Source organism: Streptomyces sp. WG7, assembly GCF_049975785.1.
Lineage (GTDB): Bacteria > Actinomycetota > Actinomycetes > Streptomycetales > Streptomycetaceae > Streptomyces.
This window is the reverse complement of the sequence record NZ_JBNGGE010000006.1, coordinates 154,000-170,153: the sequence shown is the minus strand read 5'-3', so window position 1 is coordinate 170,153 and position 16,154 is coordinate 154,000. Positions and strand designations below refer to the sequence as shown.

General features: G+C 69.6%; 15 protein-coding genes. 3 read left to right on the top strand and 12 right to left on the bottom strand.

Going from position 1 to position 16,154, the window contains the following annotated elements; genetic code table 11:
* On the top strand, nt 1-903 hold the full coding sequence (locus ACP4J0_RS09380; protein WP_426598161.1) for a sugar phosphate isomerase/epimerase family protein: 903 nt from the start codon (nt 1-3) through the stop codon (nt 901-903).
* 176 nt (nt 904-1,079) lie between these two features.
* Nucleotides 1,080-1,493 carry a VOC family protein gene (locus ACP4J0_RS09375; RefSeq protein WP_426598160.1) on the top strand — a complete coding sequence of 138 codons (414 nt, stop codon included), beginning with the start codon at nt 1,080-1,082 and terminating at the stop codon, nt 1,491-1,493.
* 39 nt (nt 1,494-1,532) lie between these two features.
* On the opposite strand, the gene ACP4J0_RS09370 is transcribed toward ACP4J0_RS09375, so the two are convergent.
* The 7 genes from ACP4J0_RS09370 to dhaK all read right to left on the bottom strand — a co-directional run bounded on the left by ACP4J0_RS09370 (nt 1,533) and on the right by dhaK (nt 8,130).
* Nucleotides 1,533-2,537 carry a Gfo/Idh/MocA family protein gene (locus tag ACP4J0_RS09370; RefSeq protein ID WP_426598159.1) on the bottom strand — a complete coding sequence of 335 codons (1,005 nt, stop codon included), beginning with the start codon at nt 2,535-2,537 and terminating at the stop codon, nt 1,533-1,535.
* A 155-nt stretch (nt 2,538-2,692) separates the two neighbouring features.
* Nucleotides 2,693-3,469, bottom strand: a complete 777-nt coding sequence (locus ACP4J0_RS09365; RefSeq protein ID WP_426598158.1) for an SDR family oxidoreductase — start codon at nt 3,467-3,469, stop codon at nt 2,693-2,695.
* On the bottom strand, nt 3,466-4,638 hold the full coding sequence (locus ACP4J0_RS09360) for a phytanoyl-CoA dioxygenase family protein (protein ID WP_426598157.1): 1,173 nt from the start codon (nt 4,636-4,638) through the stop codon (nt 3,466-3,468). Before ACP4J0_RS09360 ends, ACP4J0_RS09365 begins: the two co-directional genes overlap by 4 nt.
* Before the next feature lie 88 nt (nt 4,639-4,726).
* Nucleotides 4,727-5,890 (bottom strand): Gfo/Idh/MocA family protein, encoded by a 1,164-nt coding sequence (locus ACP4J0_RS09355; RefSeq protein ID WP_426598156.1) that lies wholly within the window; start codon nt 5,888-5,890, stop codon nt 4,727-4,729.
* Between the two features lie 196 nt (nt 5,891-6,086).
* Nucleotides 6,087-6,497: a PTS-dependent dihydroxyacetone kinase phosphotransferase subunit DhaM gene (locus ACP4J0_RS09350; RefSeq protein ID WP_426598155.1), complete on the bottom strand. Its 411-nt coding sequence runs from the start codon at nt 6,495-6,497 to the stop codon at nt 6,087-6,089.
* Nucleotides 6,490-7,089 (bottom strand): dihydroxyacetone kinase subunit DhaL, encoded by a 600-nt coding sequence (gene dhaL, locus ACP4J0_RS09345; protein WP_426521687.1) that lies wholly within the window; start codon nt 7,087-7,089, stop codon nt 6,490-6,492. The genes ACP4J0_RS09350 and dhaL overlap by 8 nt, the downstream gene beginning before the upstream one ends.
* A 48-nt stretch (nt 7,090-7,137) precedes the next feature.
* Entirely contained in the window at nt 7,138-8,130 is a 993-nt protein-coding gene (gene dhaK / locus ACP4J0_RS09340; protein ID WP_426598154.1) for a dihydroxyacetone kinase subunit DhaK, read from the bottom strand.
* Between the two features lie 976 nt (nt 8,131-9,106).
* Between dhaK and ACP4J0_RS09335 the strand changes: the two genes are divergently transcribed.
* Nucleotides 9,107-10,240 (top strand): SAVED domain-containing protein, encoded by a 1,134-nt coding sequence (locus tag ACP4J0_RS09335; protein WP_426598153.1) that lies wholly within the window; start codon nt 9,107-9,109, stop codon nt 10,238-10,240.
* 205 nt (nt 10,241-10,445) lie between these two features.
* Here the strand turns inward: ACP4J0_RS09335 and ACP4J0_RS09330 are convergent, their stop codons facing one another.
* The 5 genes from ACP4J0_RS09330 to ACP4J0_RS09310 all read right to left on the bottom strand — a co-directional run bounded on the left by ACP4J0_RS09330 (nt 10,446) and on the right by ACP4J0_RS09310 (nt 15,942).
* The gene (locus ACP4J0_RS09330; protein ID WP_426598152.1) at nt 10,446-12,188 is read right to left on the bottom strand and encodes a ThiF family adenylyltransferase; all 1,743 of its coding nucleotides are present in this window, start codon (nt 12,186-12,188) and stop codon (nt 10,446-10,448) included.
* Complete coding sequence (locus ACP4J0_RS09325; protein WP_426598151.1) at nt 12,185-13,189, bottom strand: SMODS domain-containing nucleotidyltransferase; 1,005 nt, start codon at nt 13,187-13,189, stop codon at nt 12,185-12,187. The genes ACP4J0_RS09330 and ACP4J0_RS09325 overlap by 4 nt, the downstream gene beginning before the upstream one ends.
* Before the next feature lie 651 nt (nt 13,190-13,840).
* Nucleotides 13,841-14,359: an ImmA/IrrE family metallo-endopeptidase gene (locus tag ACP4J0_RS09320; protein WP_426598150.1), complete on the bottom strand. Its 519-nt coding sequence runs from the start codon at nt 14,357-14,359 to the stop codon at nt 13,841-13,843.
* Nucleotides 14,346-14,663, bottom strand: coding sequence for a helix-turn-helix domain-containing protein (locus tag ACP4J0_RS09315; RefSeq protein WP_426598149.1), 318 nt, complete (start codon nt 14,661-14,663; stop codon nt 14,346-14,348). The genes ACP4J0_RS09320 and ACP4J0_RS09315 overlap by 14 nt, the downstream gene beginning before the upstream one ends.
* A gap of 442 nt (nt 14,664-15,105) precedes the next feature.
* The gene (locus ACP4J0_RS09310) at nt 15,106-15,942 is read right to left on the bottom strand and encodes an IS5 family transposase (protein WP_426598148.1); all 837 of its coding nucleotides are present in this window, start codon (nt 15,940-15,942) and stop codon (nt 15,106-15,108) included.
* Between the last annotated feature and the right edge of the window lie 212 nt (nt 15,943-16,154).

The following is a 16,154-nucleotide window of genomic DNA, read 5'->3' as shown; positions in this document are numbered from 1 at the left end:
ATGCCCGCTGCCCTGGACCGCATCCGCGTCGGCTCGGCCCCCGACTCCTGGGGCGTCTGGTTCCCCGACGACCCGAAGCAGGTCCCCTGGGAACGCTTCCTGGACGAGGTCACCGAGGCCGGCTACGAGTGGATCGAACTCGGCCCCTACGGCTACCTCCCCACCGACCCGGCCCGCCTCACCGACGAGGTGACCCGGCGCGGACTCAAGGTCTCGGCGGGCACCATCTTCTGCGGGCTGCACCGCGGCCCCTCCGAATGGGACGGCACCTGGGAGCAGGTCAGCCGCGTCGCCGCCCTCACGCAGGCGATGGACGCGAAGCACCTCGTCGTCATCCCGTCCTTCTGGCGCGACGACAAGACCGCCGAGATCCTGGAGCCGCCGGAGCTGACCGGCGAGCAGTGGGCATACCTGACCAAGGGCATGGAACGCCTCGGCCACGAGGTGAAGGAGACCTACGGCCTGGACATCGTCGTCCACCCGCACGCCGACACCCACATCGACACCGAGGAGCACGTCGAGCGCTTCCTCGACGCCACCGACTCCGACCTGGTGAGCCTCTGCCTGGACACCGGCCACTACGCCTACTGCGGCGGCGACAGCGTCAAGCTGATCGAGACCTACGGCGAGCGCATCGGCTACCTCCACCTCAAGCAGGTCGACCCGGAGATCCTCGCCGACGTGCGCGCGAACGGCGTCCCGTTCGGGCCGGCCGTGCAGCGCGGGGTGATGTGCGAGCCGCCCGCCGGAGTGCCCGACCTGGGCCCGGTGCTCACCGCGGCCCAGAATCTCGACGTGGACCTCTTCGCCATCGTCGAGCAGGACATGTACCCCTGCGAGCCCGACAAGCCGCTGCCCGTCGCCGTCCGCACCCGCAGGTTCCTGCGCTCCTGCGGCGCCTGACGGCACACACGCGGCCACCCGGCCCGGCCCTCCCGCCACGAGCCACGAGGACCGGGCCACGAGGACCGGGCCACGAGGACCGGGCCGGCCGCGTGCGCCCCGCTCGGCGAGCCGTTGTCAGTGCCGCGCGCTAGCGTGCAGGGCACAGACCGTTCATCCCGTTCCGGGAGGTTGACATGGCCTCGCGCCTCAACCCGTATCTCAGTTTCGACGGCGACGCCCGCCAGGCGATGGAGTTCTACGAGCAGGTCTTCGGCGGGACCCTCGCGCTCAACACCTTCGGAGCGTTCGGCGACGCCGACGCCCCGGAAGCCGACAAGATCATGCACGGCATGCTGGAGACGCCGAGCGGCTTCACCCTGATGGCCTCGGACACCCCGCCCGGCATGGAGTACACCCCGGGCACCAACTTCTCGGTGAGCCTGAGCGGCGACGACGAGACCGAGCTGCGCGGCTACTGGGAGAAGCTGTCCGCCGGCGGCACCGTCGCCGTACCGCTGGAGAAGCAGATGTGGGGGGACGTCTTCGGCATGTGCACGGACCGGTTCGGCGTCCCCTGGATGGTGAACATCAGCGAGCCGGCGGGCTGACCACTCGGCCCGCCGGCCCGCCGGTCCGCCTGGTTCGCTTCAGCCCCGCCGCACCTCCGCGACCGTCACGGGACGGTGCTCCCGCAGCGACAGCGTGCACGCCTCGGCGATCCAGCCCGCCTCCAGCGCGTCCTCGATCGTGCAGGGAGAGGGGCGTGCCCCTGCGACGACCTCGGTGAACGCGGTCAGCTCGGCGCGGTAGGCGGCGGCGAAGCGGTCCATGAAGAAGTCGTGCGGGGTGCCCGCCGGGAAGGTGGCGCCGGGCTCGACCGAGCGCAGCGGCAGCTTGTCCTCCAGGCCGACCGCGATGGAGTCCGCGAAGCCGTGGATCTCCATGCGGACGTCGTAACCGCGCGTGTTGTGACGGCTGTTGGAGACCACGGCGATCGTGCCGTCGTCCAGGGTGAGGACCGCGCCGGTGGTGTCCGCGTCGCCCGCCTCCCGGATGAAGTCGGCACCCCGGTTGCCGCCGACGGCGTACACCTCGGTGACCTCGCGGCCCGTCACCCAACGGATGACGTCGAAGTCGTGCACCGAGCAGTCGCGGAAGATGCCGCCGGAAGCGGCGATGTACGCGGCCGGCGGCGGCGCCGGGTCCAGCGTGGTCGACCGCACGGTGTGCAGCTTGCCCAGCTCACCGGCCTGGACGGCCGCCCGTGCGGCGACGAAGGCGGCGTCGAAGCGGCGGTTGTAGCCGATCTGCACGGGCACGTCGTGACCCGCGACCGCCTTGAGCACCTCCACGCCCTCCGTCATGGTGCGGGCGACGGGCTTCTCGCAGAAGACGGGGACCCCGGCCTCCACGGCGGTGCGGATCAGGACCGGGTGGGCGTCGGTCGCCGCCGCGACCACCACGCCGTCCACCCCGGCGGCCAGCACCGCCTCGGGAGAGTCCGCGATCTCGGCGCCGAACCGCTCGGCGGCCGCTGTCGCGGCGTCCGAGAACGGGTCGGCGACGACGAGCGAGTCGACCGCGTCCAAGGCGGCGAGGGTCTCGGCGTGGAAGGCGCCGATGCGGCCGAGGCCGAGGATTCCGATGCGCATGGTTCTCGTTGCTCCTTGTGCGTGGTTGCCGTGTCGGGCCTGCGGTGCGTGGTAGGGGTGCCGGGCCGGCGGTGCGTGGTTGCCGTGTCGGGCCGACGGTGCGTGGTAGGGGTGCCGGGCACGCGGTGCGTGGTTGCCGTGCCGGGCCCGCGTACTCAGTCCAGGCCGCCCAGGACGTTCTGGTCCCAGTCGATCACCGAGCCCGTGACCACCCCGGACCGGTCCGACAGCAGCAGGACCACGAAGTCGGCGATCTCCTCCGGCTGCCCGAGCTTCCCCATCGGCAGCCGAGCGGCGGCCTGCTCGCGCCAGTCGTCCCCGGCGCCGTGGAAGGCACGCTGGGTCGCGTCCTCGCCCTCGGTCGCCGTCCAGCCGATGTTCAGGCCGTTGATCCGCACCCGGTCGAAACGGTGCGCGTGGGCGGCGTTCCTGGTCAGGCCCACCAGGCCGGTCTTGGCGGCGACGTACGGCGCCAGGAAGGGCTGACCGCCGTGCGCCGACGACGTGATGATGTTGACGACGGTGCCGGGCGCGCCCCGGCCCACCATGTCCGCCACCGCCGCCTGCATCGCGAAGAACGGCGCCCTGAGGTTGACCGCGATGTGCTGGTCGAACAGCTCGGGCGTGGTGTCCAGCAGCGTCCCCCGGGAGGTCAGCCCCGCCGAGTTGACGAGGCAGTCGACACGGCCGTACACCTCCACCGCCTGGCCCACGGAGGCCTTCGCCTGCCCGGCGTCCGCCAGGTCGGCCCGTACGAACAGTGCCCTGCCGCCGGCCGCCGTCAGTTCGGCCACCAGGGCCTCGCCGGGTTCCGGCCGCCGCCCGGTGACCGCCACGACCGCACCCTCACGGACGGCGGCCCGGGCGATCGCGGCGCCGACGCCCTGGCTTCCGCCGTTGACCAGGACGACCTTGCCGTCGAGAAGCGTCATCGCGTCCCCCGGCTCGTCCGGCGCCCGGAGCCGGCCCGCAACCGGGCGCCGAGCGCCTGCGGCGTCCACTCCTCACGCAGCGCCCGCCGCACCACGTCCGCCTGGGACGGAGGGGCCAGACCGTCCACGGGCGGATCGCTGTCGAGGTCGGTGGGGAAGGGGTAGCCCTCCGCGCTCGCGGCGACCACGTTCTCCAGCCACCGCTCGCCCACGCCCACGGCCTTGCGCCTGAGCAGCACCGGGTAGACCGCGTCGACCACCGCCTCCCGGTCCACGGTCTCCATCGCCCGGCCGAACGCGGAGGAGACCTGCAACAGGTTGGCCATGCGGCGGATGTCCGACGAGCGGTTGGTGCCTGCCGCGTGGAACAGCGCGGGGTTGAAGAACACCGCGTCGCCCTTGGCGAGGGGCAGCTGCACGTGGTGCGCCTCGAAGTAGCCCCGGAAGTCGGGGAGCCGCCAGGCCAGGTAGCCCGGCTCGTACTTCTGGGAGTGCGGCAGATACATCGTGGGGCCCGACTCCACCGGCATGTCGCAGTGCGCGACCGCGCCCTGGAGCGTGAGGACGGGGGAGAGGCGGTGCACGTGCGCCGGGTAGGCCGCCGCGGCCTCGTCCGAGAGGAAACCGAGGTGGTAGTCGCGGTGCGCCGTCTGGGCGGCGCCGCCCGGGTTGATCACGTTGATCTGCGAGGTGACCTGGTAGCCGGGGCCGAGCCAGGCCCGGCAGACGAGGGCGAGCACGTGGTTGGCGTAGTAGTCGGCGAACGTGTCGGGGTCGTGCAGGGCGGCCTTCTCCAGCGCGTTCCACACCCGGTCGTTGGCCCCCGGTGCGGCGAAGTGGTCGCCGGCGGTGGCACCCGAGGCACGCTGCCCGGCGATCAGCGCCTCGAACACGGCGGTGGCCCGGTCGACGACCGCCGTGTCCGGGAAGGCGCCCTTGAGGACGATGATGCCGGGGCCGTCGGCGAGGGCGTGGACGAGTTCGGCCGCCGTCCCCGGGTCGTCGCGCAGCCGGCCCGCGTCGTACACGGGGACGTTCTGCTCCACGGCGGTGGCCCGCGGGTGCGCGGCGGGGTCGGTCGGCTGCTCGACGAGCGTACGGAAGGTGTCGAGGTCGCAGTCCTGCTGGGACAGCCAGGCACGGTGGGAGGGGGCGTGAGTGGCGGGCATCGGCGTCACCTTCGGTGAGGGAGCGGTGCGGGGAGGGGGAAGAGGAGGCGTTCAGTGCGGGGTGCGGTGCTTCGCCGGAGGTCCCGTCTCACATCTGGGGACACACATCGACCCAGGCACCCCGCTCCGCCGACCGCGCCATCGCGTCCAGTACCTCCGCACTGCGCACGGCGTCCGGCAGGGTGGCGCCGTACGGGGTTCCCTCCGCGATGGAGCGCAGGAAACGGTGGGCCTCCACCACCTTGAGGTCGTCGTAGCCCATGGCGTTCGCGGCCCCCGGCTGGAAGGCGGCGAACTCGCCGTGCGCCGGGCCGACGTAGACCGTGCTGACCGGCTGGTCCTGATAGGCCGTGCCGCGGCTGACGCCCAGCTCGTTCATACGGCGGAAGTCCCAGAACACCGCGCCCGTGGTGCCGTGCACCTCGAAACCGTAGTTGTTCTGCTCGCCGACCGAGACCCGGCAGGCCTCCAGGACACCGCGGGCGCCGGAGGCGAAGCGCAGCAGGCAGCTGACGTAGTCCTCGTTCTCGACCGGGCCCGACTCGCCGCCCGAGGCCCGCGCGTGGCCGGCGGTCGCGGCGGTCGGGCGGGCCCGCTCCGGCAGGAAGACCGCCGTGTCCGCGGTCAGGGACGCGATGTCGCCGAGCAGGAACCGGGCCAGGTCCGCGCCGTGCGACGCCAGGTCGCCGAGCACCCCGCTGCCACCGCGCTCCCGCTCGTAACGCCACGTCAACGCGCCCTCCGGATGAGCGGCGTAGTCGCTGAAGAGGCGGATGCGGGCATGGGTGACGGCGCCTATCTCCCCGGCGGCGATCAGGTCGCGGGCGGCCTCCACGGCGGGCGCGTTGCGGTAGTTGAAGCCGACCGCGCCCTGGACTCCGGCCTTGGTGACCGCGTCCGCCACCGCCCGGGCGTCCTCGGCGGTCAGGCCGACCGGCTTCTCGATCCAGATGTGCTTGCCGGCCTCGGCCATCGCGACGGCGATCTCGCGGTGCAGGAAGTTGGGGGCGGTGATGCTGACCGCCCCCACCCGCGGGTCGCCGGCCACGTCGCGCCAGTCCCGGGTCGTCGACGCGAACCCGAACTGCGCGGCGGCCTCCTCCGCGCGCCCCGGCACTTCCTCGGCGACCGTGACCAGCTCCGGACGCAGGGCGAGTCGCGGGTAGTGGTGCCGGACACGGGCGTACGCCTGGGTGTGCACCCGGCCCATCCAGCCGAAACCGACGACGGCGACACCGAGCGCATCCACCATGAGAGCCCCTCTTCGGACCGGTCCCTGCTCTGTCCCGCCCACCCTGGGTCGGGCATCGGCATCATGTCAACCTTTTGACAGGACAAATGCCCGGCGGGAGCGGGACACCCCGGCCCTCGTCCCCAGTCCCGAACCCGCTGGAGACCGGCGACACGCTCCCGGCCCCCGCCCGGACGTCCGGACCGGCCGCCTTCCCCTAAACCTTCCGGTAGGAATACGCCTCCTCCGCCGCCGCCTCCACGGCCGCGAGGCCGGCGCCCGTCGACGCCGTGACCACCGCGGCCACCGCGCCCTCGACGAAGGGGGCGTCCACCAGACGGGTGCCGTCCGGCAGTTCGTCGCCCTCGGCGAGCAGCGCCTTGACGGTGAGCACCGCGCTGCCGAGGTCGGTGAGGACGGCGACTCCCGCGCCCCGGTCCACGGACGCGGCAGCGGCGGAGACCAGCTCGGAGCTGGTGCCGAACCCGCCGGAGGCGGTCCCGCCCGCCGCGGCGACGGGCACGGCCGCGCCACCACCCGCCAGGCCCTTCGCCAACTCGGCCACGGACGCGGCGACCTCGGCGCTGTGCGACACCAGCACGATCCCGACCAGCTTCCCGTCACTCACCGGCCGCCTCCTCCAGCGCGGCGACGAGCAGTGCCGCCGAGGTCGCCCCGGGGTCCTGGTGCCCGATGCTGCGCTCGCCGAGATAGCTCGCCCTGCCCTTGCGGGCCTGCAGGGGCACGGTGGCCTCGGCCCCCTCGTCGGCGGCGGCGCGGGCCGCGGCGAACGAGTCGCCGAGGGCGTCCACGGCGGGCACCAGGGCGTCGATCATGGTCTTGTCGCCCGGCGCGGCACCCCCGAGCGTCCGGACGGCGTCCACCCCTGTCCGCAGCGCCTCGGCCAGCTGCTCCGGACTCACCTCGGCGGCGTCCCCGAGCGCCTTGCCGGTACGGCGCAGCAGCGTCCCGTACAGCGGCCCCGAGGCGCCGCCGACCGTGGAGATGAGCTGCCGTCCGGCGAGGGTCAGTACCGCGCCGGGCGTGCCGGGCGCCTCCTTGTCCAGCGTGGCCGTCACGGCCGTGAACCCGCGCTGGAGGTTGCTGCCGTGGTCGGCGTCACCGATCGGCGAGTCGAGGGCGGTGAGCCGTTCCGCCTCGCGGTCGACCAACGCGGCGGTCGCCGTCATCCAACGGCGGAAGAAGTCGGCGTCGAGCACAGGATCTCCTTGCCTGGTAGGTACTTGCGATCCCTTCCCCGTTCGCCGTCACATGCCCCACCTCAGTCCCGGTGTCTTCACCGGCGCGTCCCAGAGTCCGAGCAACTCCTCGTCGATCTCGCACAGGGTGACCGAGGCCCCCGCCATGTCCAGCGAGGTGACGTAGTTTCCGACGAGGGTGCGGGCGACGGCGACACCGCGCTCGCCCAGTACGCGCTGCACCTCGGCGTTGAAGCCGTACAGCTCCAGCAGCGGCGTCGCGCCCATGCCGTTGACCAGGGCCAGGACGGGGTTGCGCGGGTCGAGGTCGGTCAGGACAGCGTCCACGGCGGCCTCGGCGATCTCACCCGAGGTCATCATCGGGCGCCGCTCCCGACCGGGCTCGCCGTGGATCCCGATGCCGAGCTCCAGTTCCCCGGCCGGCAGGTCGAAGGTCGGGCTGCCCTTGGCCGGTGTGGTGCAGGCGCCGAGCGCGACACCGAAACTGCGGGAGCTGTCGTTCACCTGACGGGCGATCGCCTCCACCCGTTCCAGCGGCCGGCCCTCGTCCGCCGCGGCCCCGGCGATCTTCTCCACGAACAGCGTCGCTCCCGTACCCCGCCGCCCGGCCGTGTAGAGGCTGTCCGTCACCGCCACGTCGTCGTTGACCAGTACCTTGGCGACCTGGATGCCCTCGTCCTCGGCCAGCTCGGCGGCCATGTCGAAGTTGAGCACGTCACCGGTGTAGTTCTTGACGACGAACAGCACCCCGGCCCCGCTGTCCACGGCGGCCGCCGCCCGCACCATCTGGTCCGGCACCGGCGAGGTGAACACCTCACCCGGGCAGGCCGCCGACAGCATCCCGGGACCCACGAACCCGCCGTGCAGCGGTTCGTGCCCGGAGCCGCCCCCCGACACCAGGGCGACCTTGCCGGCCACGGGAGCGTCCCGCCGCACGATCACCCTGTTCTCGACATCCACGGCCAACTCGGGATGGGCCGAGGCCATACCGCGCAGCGCGTCCGCGACCACGGTCTCCGGGACGTTGATGAGCATCCTCAAGGGTATCTCCTAAGCAGGTTAGCAGAGGGGCCTGTGACCTGTGTTTTTACTGGTCAGAGCAGGATCGGGTAGTTCGTGATCGGGGCGGTCCATGGCGGTCGTGGGCGGGTTCTGGCGGTACTGATGCTGACTCAATGCTGACTTTGGTGACGCACCGTCAGGTCTTTTCGGCGAGTCGACTGCAGACCGACGGGAGTCCTCCAGGGGCAGTATCGACCTTGCGACCGCGAAGGTCACGCGAGGCGGCGTTGGGAAAGACTGGGGAGTACCGATCTGGCAGATGCGGCCAGCTCTCAGGACCTGTCGGACGCCGGGTCATGCCCCAAGGTGCTGTCGCTTGCCTTCGGTGTAAACACCTGCTCGCGCCGTCACGGTCCTGGCGCCATCAGCGTGTAACGGAGAGAGGACGAGCGTGAACGTTGACACGGTTGCGCCGGCGGGACCGTCCATCGACCAGGCTGGGCGCGATGCACAGTGGTCACGACCGCGCGCCGGGAACGTGCCTGGTGATCGCGGCGTACGGCTCCGGCGGGCAGGCATTGCAGATCGCCGCCTTCATCCGGATCAGGCCCGGCATCTCGCGGAGCACACAGGATTTCGACACCGTGGGTGATGTCTCTGCCGTCCAGGTCCACGGCACCGCTCACCGGTCAGGCCCCATGCATGTGGTCCCGGACTGGGATCGGTCTCTGCCAGCGGCCACTCGTGCTTTCACCGACTGGAGTCCCGCGCGGCCGGAGAGGCTGTGTTCGCGACGCGGCTGTGCTTGCCAGAGTGCTGGTCACTTGAGCGGAAGATGCACTTCGGAGTGCGCCGCGTTTTGTCAAATCCTCCTGGTGTCAGGGGAGATGTCGTCTAGCGTCTGGTCTGTCGGGAAGGGACGGAGGCGGTGTCGATGAGCGACGGCGGTGGGAAGCGGAGCCGTCCTTCATCCAAGGCGGTTCTCGCCGTCTGGGTGCGCAGTGGAGGCAGGTGCATGCTGTGCAACGCGTATCTGCTGGAGGGGCCGATGTCGGGACGGACGCTGCCTTTGGGCGAGGTCGCGCACATCGTCGGGCAGAGCACTGATCCACGCTCGCCGCGCGGTTGGGATCCGTTGGAGAAGGAGCTGCGGGACGAGGCGGACAATCTGATGCTGCTGTGTGCCCAGCAGCACATGGAGATCGATGCGAAGGCTGCACTGGACGTATTCACCGTCGAGTGGCTGCGCCGCGTGAAGCAGGAGCACGAGGACCGTGTCAGGCACCTGACTGCGCTGGGGCCGGAAAGGGCCACCACGGTGGTGCGGATGGTGGGGTCGGTGCATGGAAATGCGGTGGAGTTGTCAAGGGAGACCGCTGCTAGCGCTGTGACGGCGGCCCGCCGATTTCCTTTGTACCTGGAGTCCTACACCCGGCACGGTGTGGAGATTGATCTGCGGCAGACCCCCGGCGAGAGGGCAGCCGCTGCCTGGGACGCTGAGTCTGCCGCCGAGGCCAGCCGTCACTACTACCGGCAGGCTACAAGGGTCATCGATGACATAGTCCTGCATCGGCTGCGGCCGGGGATAGAGCGAGACTCCGTGCAGCACGTGAGCGTGTTCGGGTTCGCGCGTCTGCCGTTGCTGGTCTACCTGGGGTCACTCTTGGACGACACTGTGCCGACGGACATCTACCAGCGTCACCGACACGAGCAGACCTGGGTGTGGCCTGTCGAGAGCGGCCCGGCTATTGAGTTCGCCGCGCATCTGGTTCAGGTCGGGCCGAGCGGGGACGAGGCTGTTGTCGTGGTGAATGTCTCGGGGGTCATTGCCCCTTATGAGATTCCGCGGGAGCTTTCGGCTCTGCGCCGCTACGAGGTCAGCCCGGTGGGCGCACAGGCCGGTCCGGACATAATGCGGTGCCCGGCGTCATTGCGGCGGCTGGAGGAGACGCTGCGGGTACTTCTTGCGCGGCTGGAAAGGGAGGCGAAGTCGGTGCGCCGCCTGCATGTCCTGCCTGCCGTTCCCCTCTCTGCGGCTGTCGCCCTGGGCCGTGCTCACCATCCACAGGTGCACCCGCAACTGGTGATTTACGAGCGTTTGGCGGGCAGCTACGTGCCCACCTTGAAGGTGGCGCAGGTTCCCGGCTGACCCGGGGCGGTAGTGCGCCGTACGGCACCTTCTCCTCAGGGCTTGGAGGTATGTGGTCACGGCGGGGTGTGCGGGTCCTTGCGGAGCTGCGCTGTGGGTGCGGCCTGGGTACGCCTGGCCTGTTGCCGACGCCCGACAGCCTCACGGGCGGACGGCCCTGCCGGGGGATGCAGAGCCGCCGGTTCAGCGACTCGGGGACTATTCCTTACGCGGTTGTGTGGGGAATGAAGTGGTGTGCCGGGGCCGTCCCGGTGTGGGGCTGGGCGCACAGGTGCGTCCCGGATATGGGGTGGCGCATCTGGGTGCCCAGCAGGGTGATCAGGGTGGCGGTGGTTGCCATCAGGTCGGCGGCAGAGCCGTGGAATGTGGGAGTGGAGCAGCCTCTTGTGGGGCGCAGTTCCTCGCCCGGGGCTGGTTCGTCCCATAGCGCCTGGTACGCCTCGAGGGTCGGGTCGTTAAGGACGTGGCCGCCGGCCGTGTGGTCGATGGTGGACAGGGGGGTTGGGTTGCCCGGGGCAGCGATGGTGAGGACACCCAGGCTGGCGGTGAGGCTGTCCGTGGCGAGCTGGGCGAGGACGGCTTTGCGGTGAGGCTGCTGGGCAAGGAGGTCGAGGAAGCGTCCAGCGGTGATGCTGACGGTGGCGTCGATGATGAGGTCGGCTTGGTCTGCGGCGGTCAGGAGGGCGGGGTCGGGGGGTGAGGTGGCGGTGTCGATGTGGATGTCGTGATGGATGGTGCGCAGGTGTGAGGCCAGAGCTGTCGCCTTGGTCATGCCGATGTGGTGTTCGGTGTAGTTCTGCCGGACCAGCAGGCCGCCGGTGACACGGCCGGGGTCGCTGAGGGTGAGATGCGAGGCGCCGGCCCGGGCCACTATCTCGGCTGCCCAGGAGCCGATGCCGCCGCAGCCCCAGATGTGTATGTGGCAGTCCTGGAAGGCGCGGACGGGGCGGAGGATGTCACGGCGGGTGGTTACTTCGGGGCGCTCGTCGGAGAGGTAGCACCATTCGATGGGGGTGTGGCGCAGGCCGTCGGGCAGGTTGCCCAGGCGGCTGGGGGTCGCGCGGCATGCGAGGCGACGCAGCGTGTCGCTGGCCTGGGGCTGCAGGCGGCCGGCGAGGAGGAAAGGGGGGGTTGCGGGTGTGGCGGGGTGCCGGACGGCCAGGACGAAGTGCTGGGTGGTGCCCTCGGGGTTTCGCAGGGCGCTGGCGGCGAGTGCGGTCAGCAGTGCCGGGGATGCGGCGTCGGCCGCTTGCGAGTTGTGGGCGGTGGTGGGGTGTGTGAGGGTGAGGAGTTCGGCCAGAGTGCTGCCCGCGCCGAGGGGCAGCGTGTCCACTGGCACGATGGGGGTGCGATGGCTGTGGGAATCTGCCGGGGCGCTGGCCAGGTCGAGCCGGTCGGTGGTGCGCTGGGTTAGCCAGGCTGTGGCCAGCCGGTGGGAAACGGGTTCTCGTACGACGACGGTGGGAGTGCCCAGGGTGTGGTGCAGGACACCGCCGACGGGGTGGTAAAGGGCGGTGGCGGGATCGAACGTGCCGGCTGCGGCGGCTGTGAGCCACTGCCACAGGCGGTTGATGACGGGGGTGATTCCGGCGGCGGGGTCCCATTCGCGGGCCGGGTCGAGGTAGAGGCACAGCCGGTTGCCCTGTAGGACGTGCGGGGTGCCGGCAAACCGGAAGTGAGGGGTGCGCACCTGGGGTGGAATTCTCGGGGTGGCGGGCAGAGTGAGGTGGAAGTCCTCAGTCTCTTTGAGTTGCAATCCTCCTGGAGCGTGCGGCATGCCGCCGGTGCGGACGCTGATGAGGACGGTGACCAGGCCGTCGGCGTCGGCTCGGGGACGGTCGGTGATGCGCAGGTCCGGCTCATGCGTGGTTGCCAGCGTTGTGAGCTGGTCCAGGATTCGGCGCTGGGAAGGGTTGGGACGGGCTGCGGGCGGCTTGCGCTTGCTCATCCGGCCCGCCCTGTGCGGGAGGTTGTAGTGACCAGCAGCGGGGAGGCGAACTTGGCCGCTGTGGGGGCGAGGGAGGCGGCGGCACGCGGCAGGTCAGGGAAAGCGTCGCCGAACAGCTTGCGCCACAGCCGCACGCTCCGGTCGTAGTCCGGCTCGTCGTAGGCTGCGCGGATCTCGCGGGCGTGGGTGTGGATGCGGGCCCGGAAGTAGCTGTAGGTCGTCTGGTCCCAGCGGTGGTCGAAGGTGACGCCCGAACCGGAGGGGTCGGGGATGGAGGGCTTGTAGGGGCGCTCCTGCAGCCAGCGGTCGAGGTCCTCGACGATGGTGAGCAAGGCGGTGGGCACGTCGCTGTGACAGCCGGGTTCCGTAAGCGTCTTGATCTCCGCGACGCGCTCGCCGAGCAGGGTGGTGAGGATGATGGAGCGGGTGCCGGTGAAGGAGCCGCGGTGATTGCGCAGGTACTTCATCAGGCGGATGACCTTGCGAAGGTTGTTGTTGGCAATGCCGTCTTTCGTCTGCATCCAGGCGGTGAACCCGGCCGGGTTGGTCTGCTCCCACGTGTTGGCGTCACGGTTGACGATCACCTCGCGGCCGTCGGCCAGCTGAAGGTAGGGGACGATGTCGACGTGCATGGAGTTGGCGTAGCTGAGCTGCACGCAACGGCACTTGCGGGTGTGGGGCATGCTGCCGTAAACGCTGTGGCGGTGCAGCGCGGTGTAGACCTTGTCGATGTAGGTCTTGGGATTATCGGCCCACTCATCCTTCTCGGTGAAGTGGAGCATGAAGTCGGCGTCGAACTCGCTGTTGCCGACGGGGTTGATGATGGTGCGCTGCGCCCAGGAGCCCTGGGGCTTCTTGCCGCGGATGAGCGGGCCGAGTTCGGGGTCGGCTTTGAGGGCTTTGTAGATGGCTTCGACACGGTCGTCGAGGAGAGTGAGCTTGGCCTCGCTTAGGTTCACGGTGTCCTTCAGGAAGGTGTCGAAGTTCTTGCGGCACTGCATGATGAGCGTTCCTTTCTGCGGCGCCCCGGCTGAGGGCTCAGGATGATGGGTTGTACGTGGAGGCCTGCCGACGGGATACGTGACGGCGCGGCGTAGGGCATGGAGGGACCGGGACGGCGAGTGGGCTTGCCTGTAAGGCGGGCGCACGGGTGCGAACGTGTGTGTGCATGCGCGAGAGGCCTGGTGTGGGCTCGCGGAAGGGGCCGACCATGGCACTGGGCAGAGGGTCGGCCGATGCATGGCATCAGCGGATGGCCGTGGTGACGGCTGGCCATCGACGGGAACGGTGCAGTCCAGTCGACAATGCCCGCCATCATGGCCGGGTACGCAACGCGGTACTGCCCGCGAGTGGACTTTCCCGTCGGCCTCACGCCGAGCAGGGGCCACCTGTTATGCACAGAGACCGGTCACTCTCTGCGGTAACTAGTACACCACGCAGAGCGACACTCGCGCAAGGCGTTTTTTGGATGTCAATTTGGCTGACGTCTCTTCAGGGCCAGTTAGGGGACGGTTGGTTCGGTTCCCCTCGTCGCCCTTCGGGCAGCCGAAGGGGAGATCCGAAGGGGAACGGTCCTCAACGGGCGTGGCAGGGCGGGGCCAGGAACGACCATCGGGCGGCAGGGGCTGGGCCGGCGCTCTGGTGGGGTGGCATCAGTGAGCGGGGCCGGAGAGGATGCCGAGGTTCATCAAGCGGTAGGTCATGGCCACTTCGCTCAACTGGAAACGCTTGGCCAGGACCTGCACAAGGTCGTCCGTCGTGCGGAAGCTGATGTGCTGTGCCGCTCGGCGGACCATGTCCTCCGGAGCCAACAGTGCTGCGGCGAATCGGTTGGCGTCGATCTCCTCGCGGTCCGTGGCCAGGCTCGAGACCGCGTTTCGGTAGTTCACGCGCGCGTCGGTGTCCAGGATCAGCGGGCGCCCTTCGTGCAGGCGCAGGTGTCCTAGTTCGTGTGACACCGTGAAGCGCTGCCGTTGGAAGGAGTGCGCTTGATTGACGCCGATGACGCAGGTTCCGTCTTTCCGTAGGAGCATGCCAGAGACATCGTCGTCCATGTGCTGCGGGACGACCAGGACGCCGAGGAGTTCGGCCAGATCGAAGGGGTCGACCGGTGGCGCGTCAATCCGGAGCTCTCGCAGCAGCCCGCGGGCGGCCAGGTCAGCCTTCGCCACCGCCACCCCTCCTCTTCGAGGCCTGTGCCCACACCGCGGCGACATCAGCGGCATGGCGTGCGGCAAGTCCAGACGCCGCGTCCAGGCTGAGTGGAGGGAGCAGGTCGGCAGGCTCCGTGTTGACCGCTGCGGCGATCAGGGCAAGCCGGTAGATGGGTGGGGACTGGGCTCCGGACTCGATGTTCGTGATCGAACCGCGGGTCAGCCCCGCCTGACGCCCTACGTACTCCTGTGTCACTCCAGCACGCTTCCGCGCATCTCGGATCAGTCGGCCAACGGTTTCGTTGAACTCTCGCTCTTCCATATATCCCCCAAGCGCTGCCAGTCTCCCTGACAACCTAGTTCCCCGCTCTGTACCCGACCAGCGTTCTTGACGACGCGAGCGCGTCCGCTGTCGGCGCCTGGATCCCCAGGCGAAACCGCGGCCAGGTCATCGTGATGGCGCTGGGTGGTCACTGGCCGGGGGCGGGTGGGCGCATCGATCTACATCTGATGAGCCGCGAGGAAGCACTCGAGCTGCTGCATCTGCGGTTGCCGGTCGGCGGACAGGAGGCCGTCGAGCATGCTCCAGTACTGTTCCATCTGGCATGCTCAAGCGCGGTCCTTGCGGGCTTTCAGGACCCGATCGTGGCCCGCACATTCACTTGATCCAAGCGGTTGATCGCCCTACTTATCAAACAGCCCTGCCGGGACAAAAGGCTCCTTAAAAGAGCGTTTTGTCCTGGCGGGGTTGTTTGGTTCGAGGTTTAGGTGTCGCGCCAGTTTTGGGTGGATTCGCTGGTAAGTCGTCGGCTTATGAGGTCGATCATCGCGATGTGAATCATCGCTTCGGACTGGGCGTGGGTTTCGTAGTCGCGGGCGAGGCGGCGGTGGTGCATGAGCCAGCCGAAGGTCCGCTCGACCACCCATCGCCGGGGAATCACCTTGAAGCCTTTGGTTCCAGGGTCGCGCTGGACGACTTCGACGTCGATGCCGAGGCGGGCGCCGTGGTCGATCACCTTCGTGCGATATCCGGTGTCGGCCCATGCCTTGGTCACGTGGGGGCTTGTGCTGGCGATCTGGGAGAGCAGGTGGATGCCGCCGGCGTTGTCGGAGACGCTGGCCGCGCTCACCCAGACGGCCAGGAGCAGTCCGAGGGCGTCGACCCCCAGGTGGCGTTTCCGGCCTGCGATCTTCTTGCCTGCGTCGATGCCCTGATCGGCTGCCAGCACGTTGGCGGAGGTCTTGACGCTCTGAGCGTCCAGCACGCAGGCGCTCGGCTCTGCGCTGTGGCCTTCGGCTTCACGTACCAGGCGGCGCGGCAGGCCGTTGAGCTGGTCGAAGACGCCTTCCTTCTGCCAGGCGGCGAAGTAGCCGTAGACCGTCTCCCACGGTGCGAAGTCGTGCGGCAGGTAGCGCCAGGGGATCCCGGTGCGGTCGACGTAGAGGATGGCGTCCATGATGCGGCGCAAGTCGTGTTCGGGCGGGCGGCCGATGTCCAGGCCCTTGCACCTGCGCTGGGCCCGCCAGGCGGTGAGCGTGGGACCGATCAACTCCCATCGGGCATCGGACAGGTCGCTGGGATACGGGCGCTGTCGCGTCATGTTTCGGTAGTACCGTCGAGCAGGCCACCTCCACAGGGCGCAAACAGCGTCAACCGGGGGCGCTTTGGAATCAGACAGGAGCGACTCGACTCAAACGGGCAGAGCTATGGAGACTCCTGCCGCACAGGTCGCATTGCCCACTCTTACCTCAGCAGTGACAGCCCCACTCGCCCTTCAAAGCGCTACCAAACACCCTTACCAGGATGAAACGC

Excerpts from the sequence above, each read along its gene's own strand:
- ACP4J0_RS09380 (WP_426598161.1), top strand. The coding sequence starts at position 1 with ATGCCCGCTGCCCTGGACCGCATCCGCGTCGGCTCGGCCCCCGACTCC.
- ACP4J0_RS09375 (WP_426598160.1), top strand. The coding sequence starts at position 1,080 with ATGGCCTCGCGCCTCAACCCGTATCTCAGTTTCGACGGCGACGCCCGC.
- ACP4J0_RS09370 (WP_426598159.1), bottom strand. The coding sequence starts at position 2,537 with ATGCGCATCGGAATCCTCGGCCTCGGCCGCATCGGCGCCTTCCACGCC.
- ACP4J0_RS09365 (WP_426598158.1), bottom strand. The coding sequence starts at position 3,469 with ATGACGCTTCTCGACGGCAAGGTCGTCCTGGTCAACGGCGGAAGCCAG.
- ACP4J0_RS09360 (WP_426598157.1), bottom strand. The coding sequence starts at position 4,638 with ATGCCCGCCACTCACGCCCCCTCCCACCGTGCCTGGCTGTCCCAGCAG.
- ACP4J0_RS09355 (WP_426598156.1), bottom strand. The coding sequence starts at position 5,890 with ATGGTGGATGCGCTCGGTGTCGCCGTCGTCGGTTTCGGCTGGATGGGC.
- ACP4J0_RS09335 (WP_426598153.1), top strand. The coding sequence starts at position 9,107 with ATGCTGTGCAACGCGTATCTGCTGGAGGGGCCGATGTCGGGACGGACG.
- ACP4J0_RS09330 (WP_426598152.1), bottom strand. The coding sequence starts at position 12,188 with ATGAGCAAGCGCAAGCCGCCCGCAGCCCGTCCCAACCCTTCCCAGCGC.
- ACP4J0_RS09325 (WP_426598151.1), bottom strand. The coding sequence starts at position 13,189 with ATGCAGTGCCGCAAGAACTTCGACACCTTCCTGAAGGACACCGTGAAC.
- ACP4J0_RS09315 (WP_426598149.1), bottom strand. The coding sequence starts at position 14,663 with ATGGAAGAGCGAGAGTTCAACGAAACCGTTGGCCGACTGATCCGAGAT.
- ACP4J0_RS09310 (WP_426598148.1), bottom strand. The coding sequence starts at position 15,942 with ATGACGCGACAGCGCCCGTATCCCAGCGACCTGTCCGATGCCCGATGG.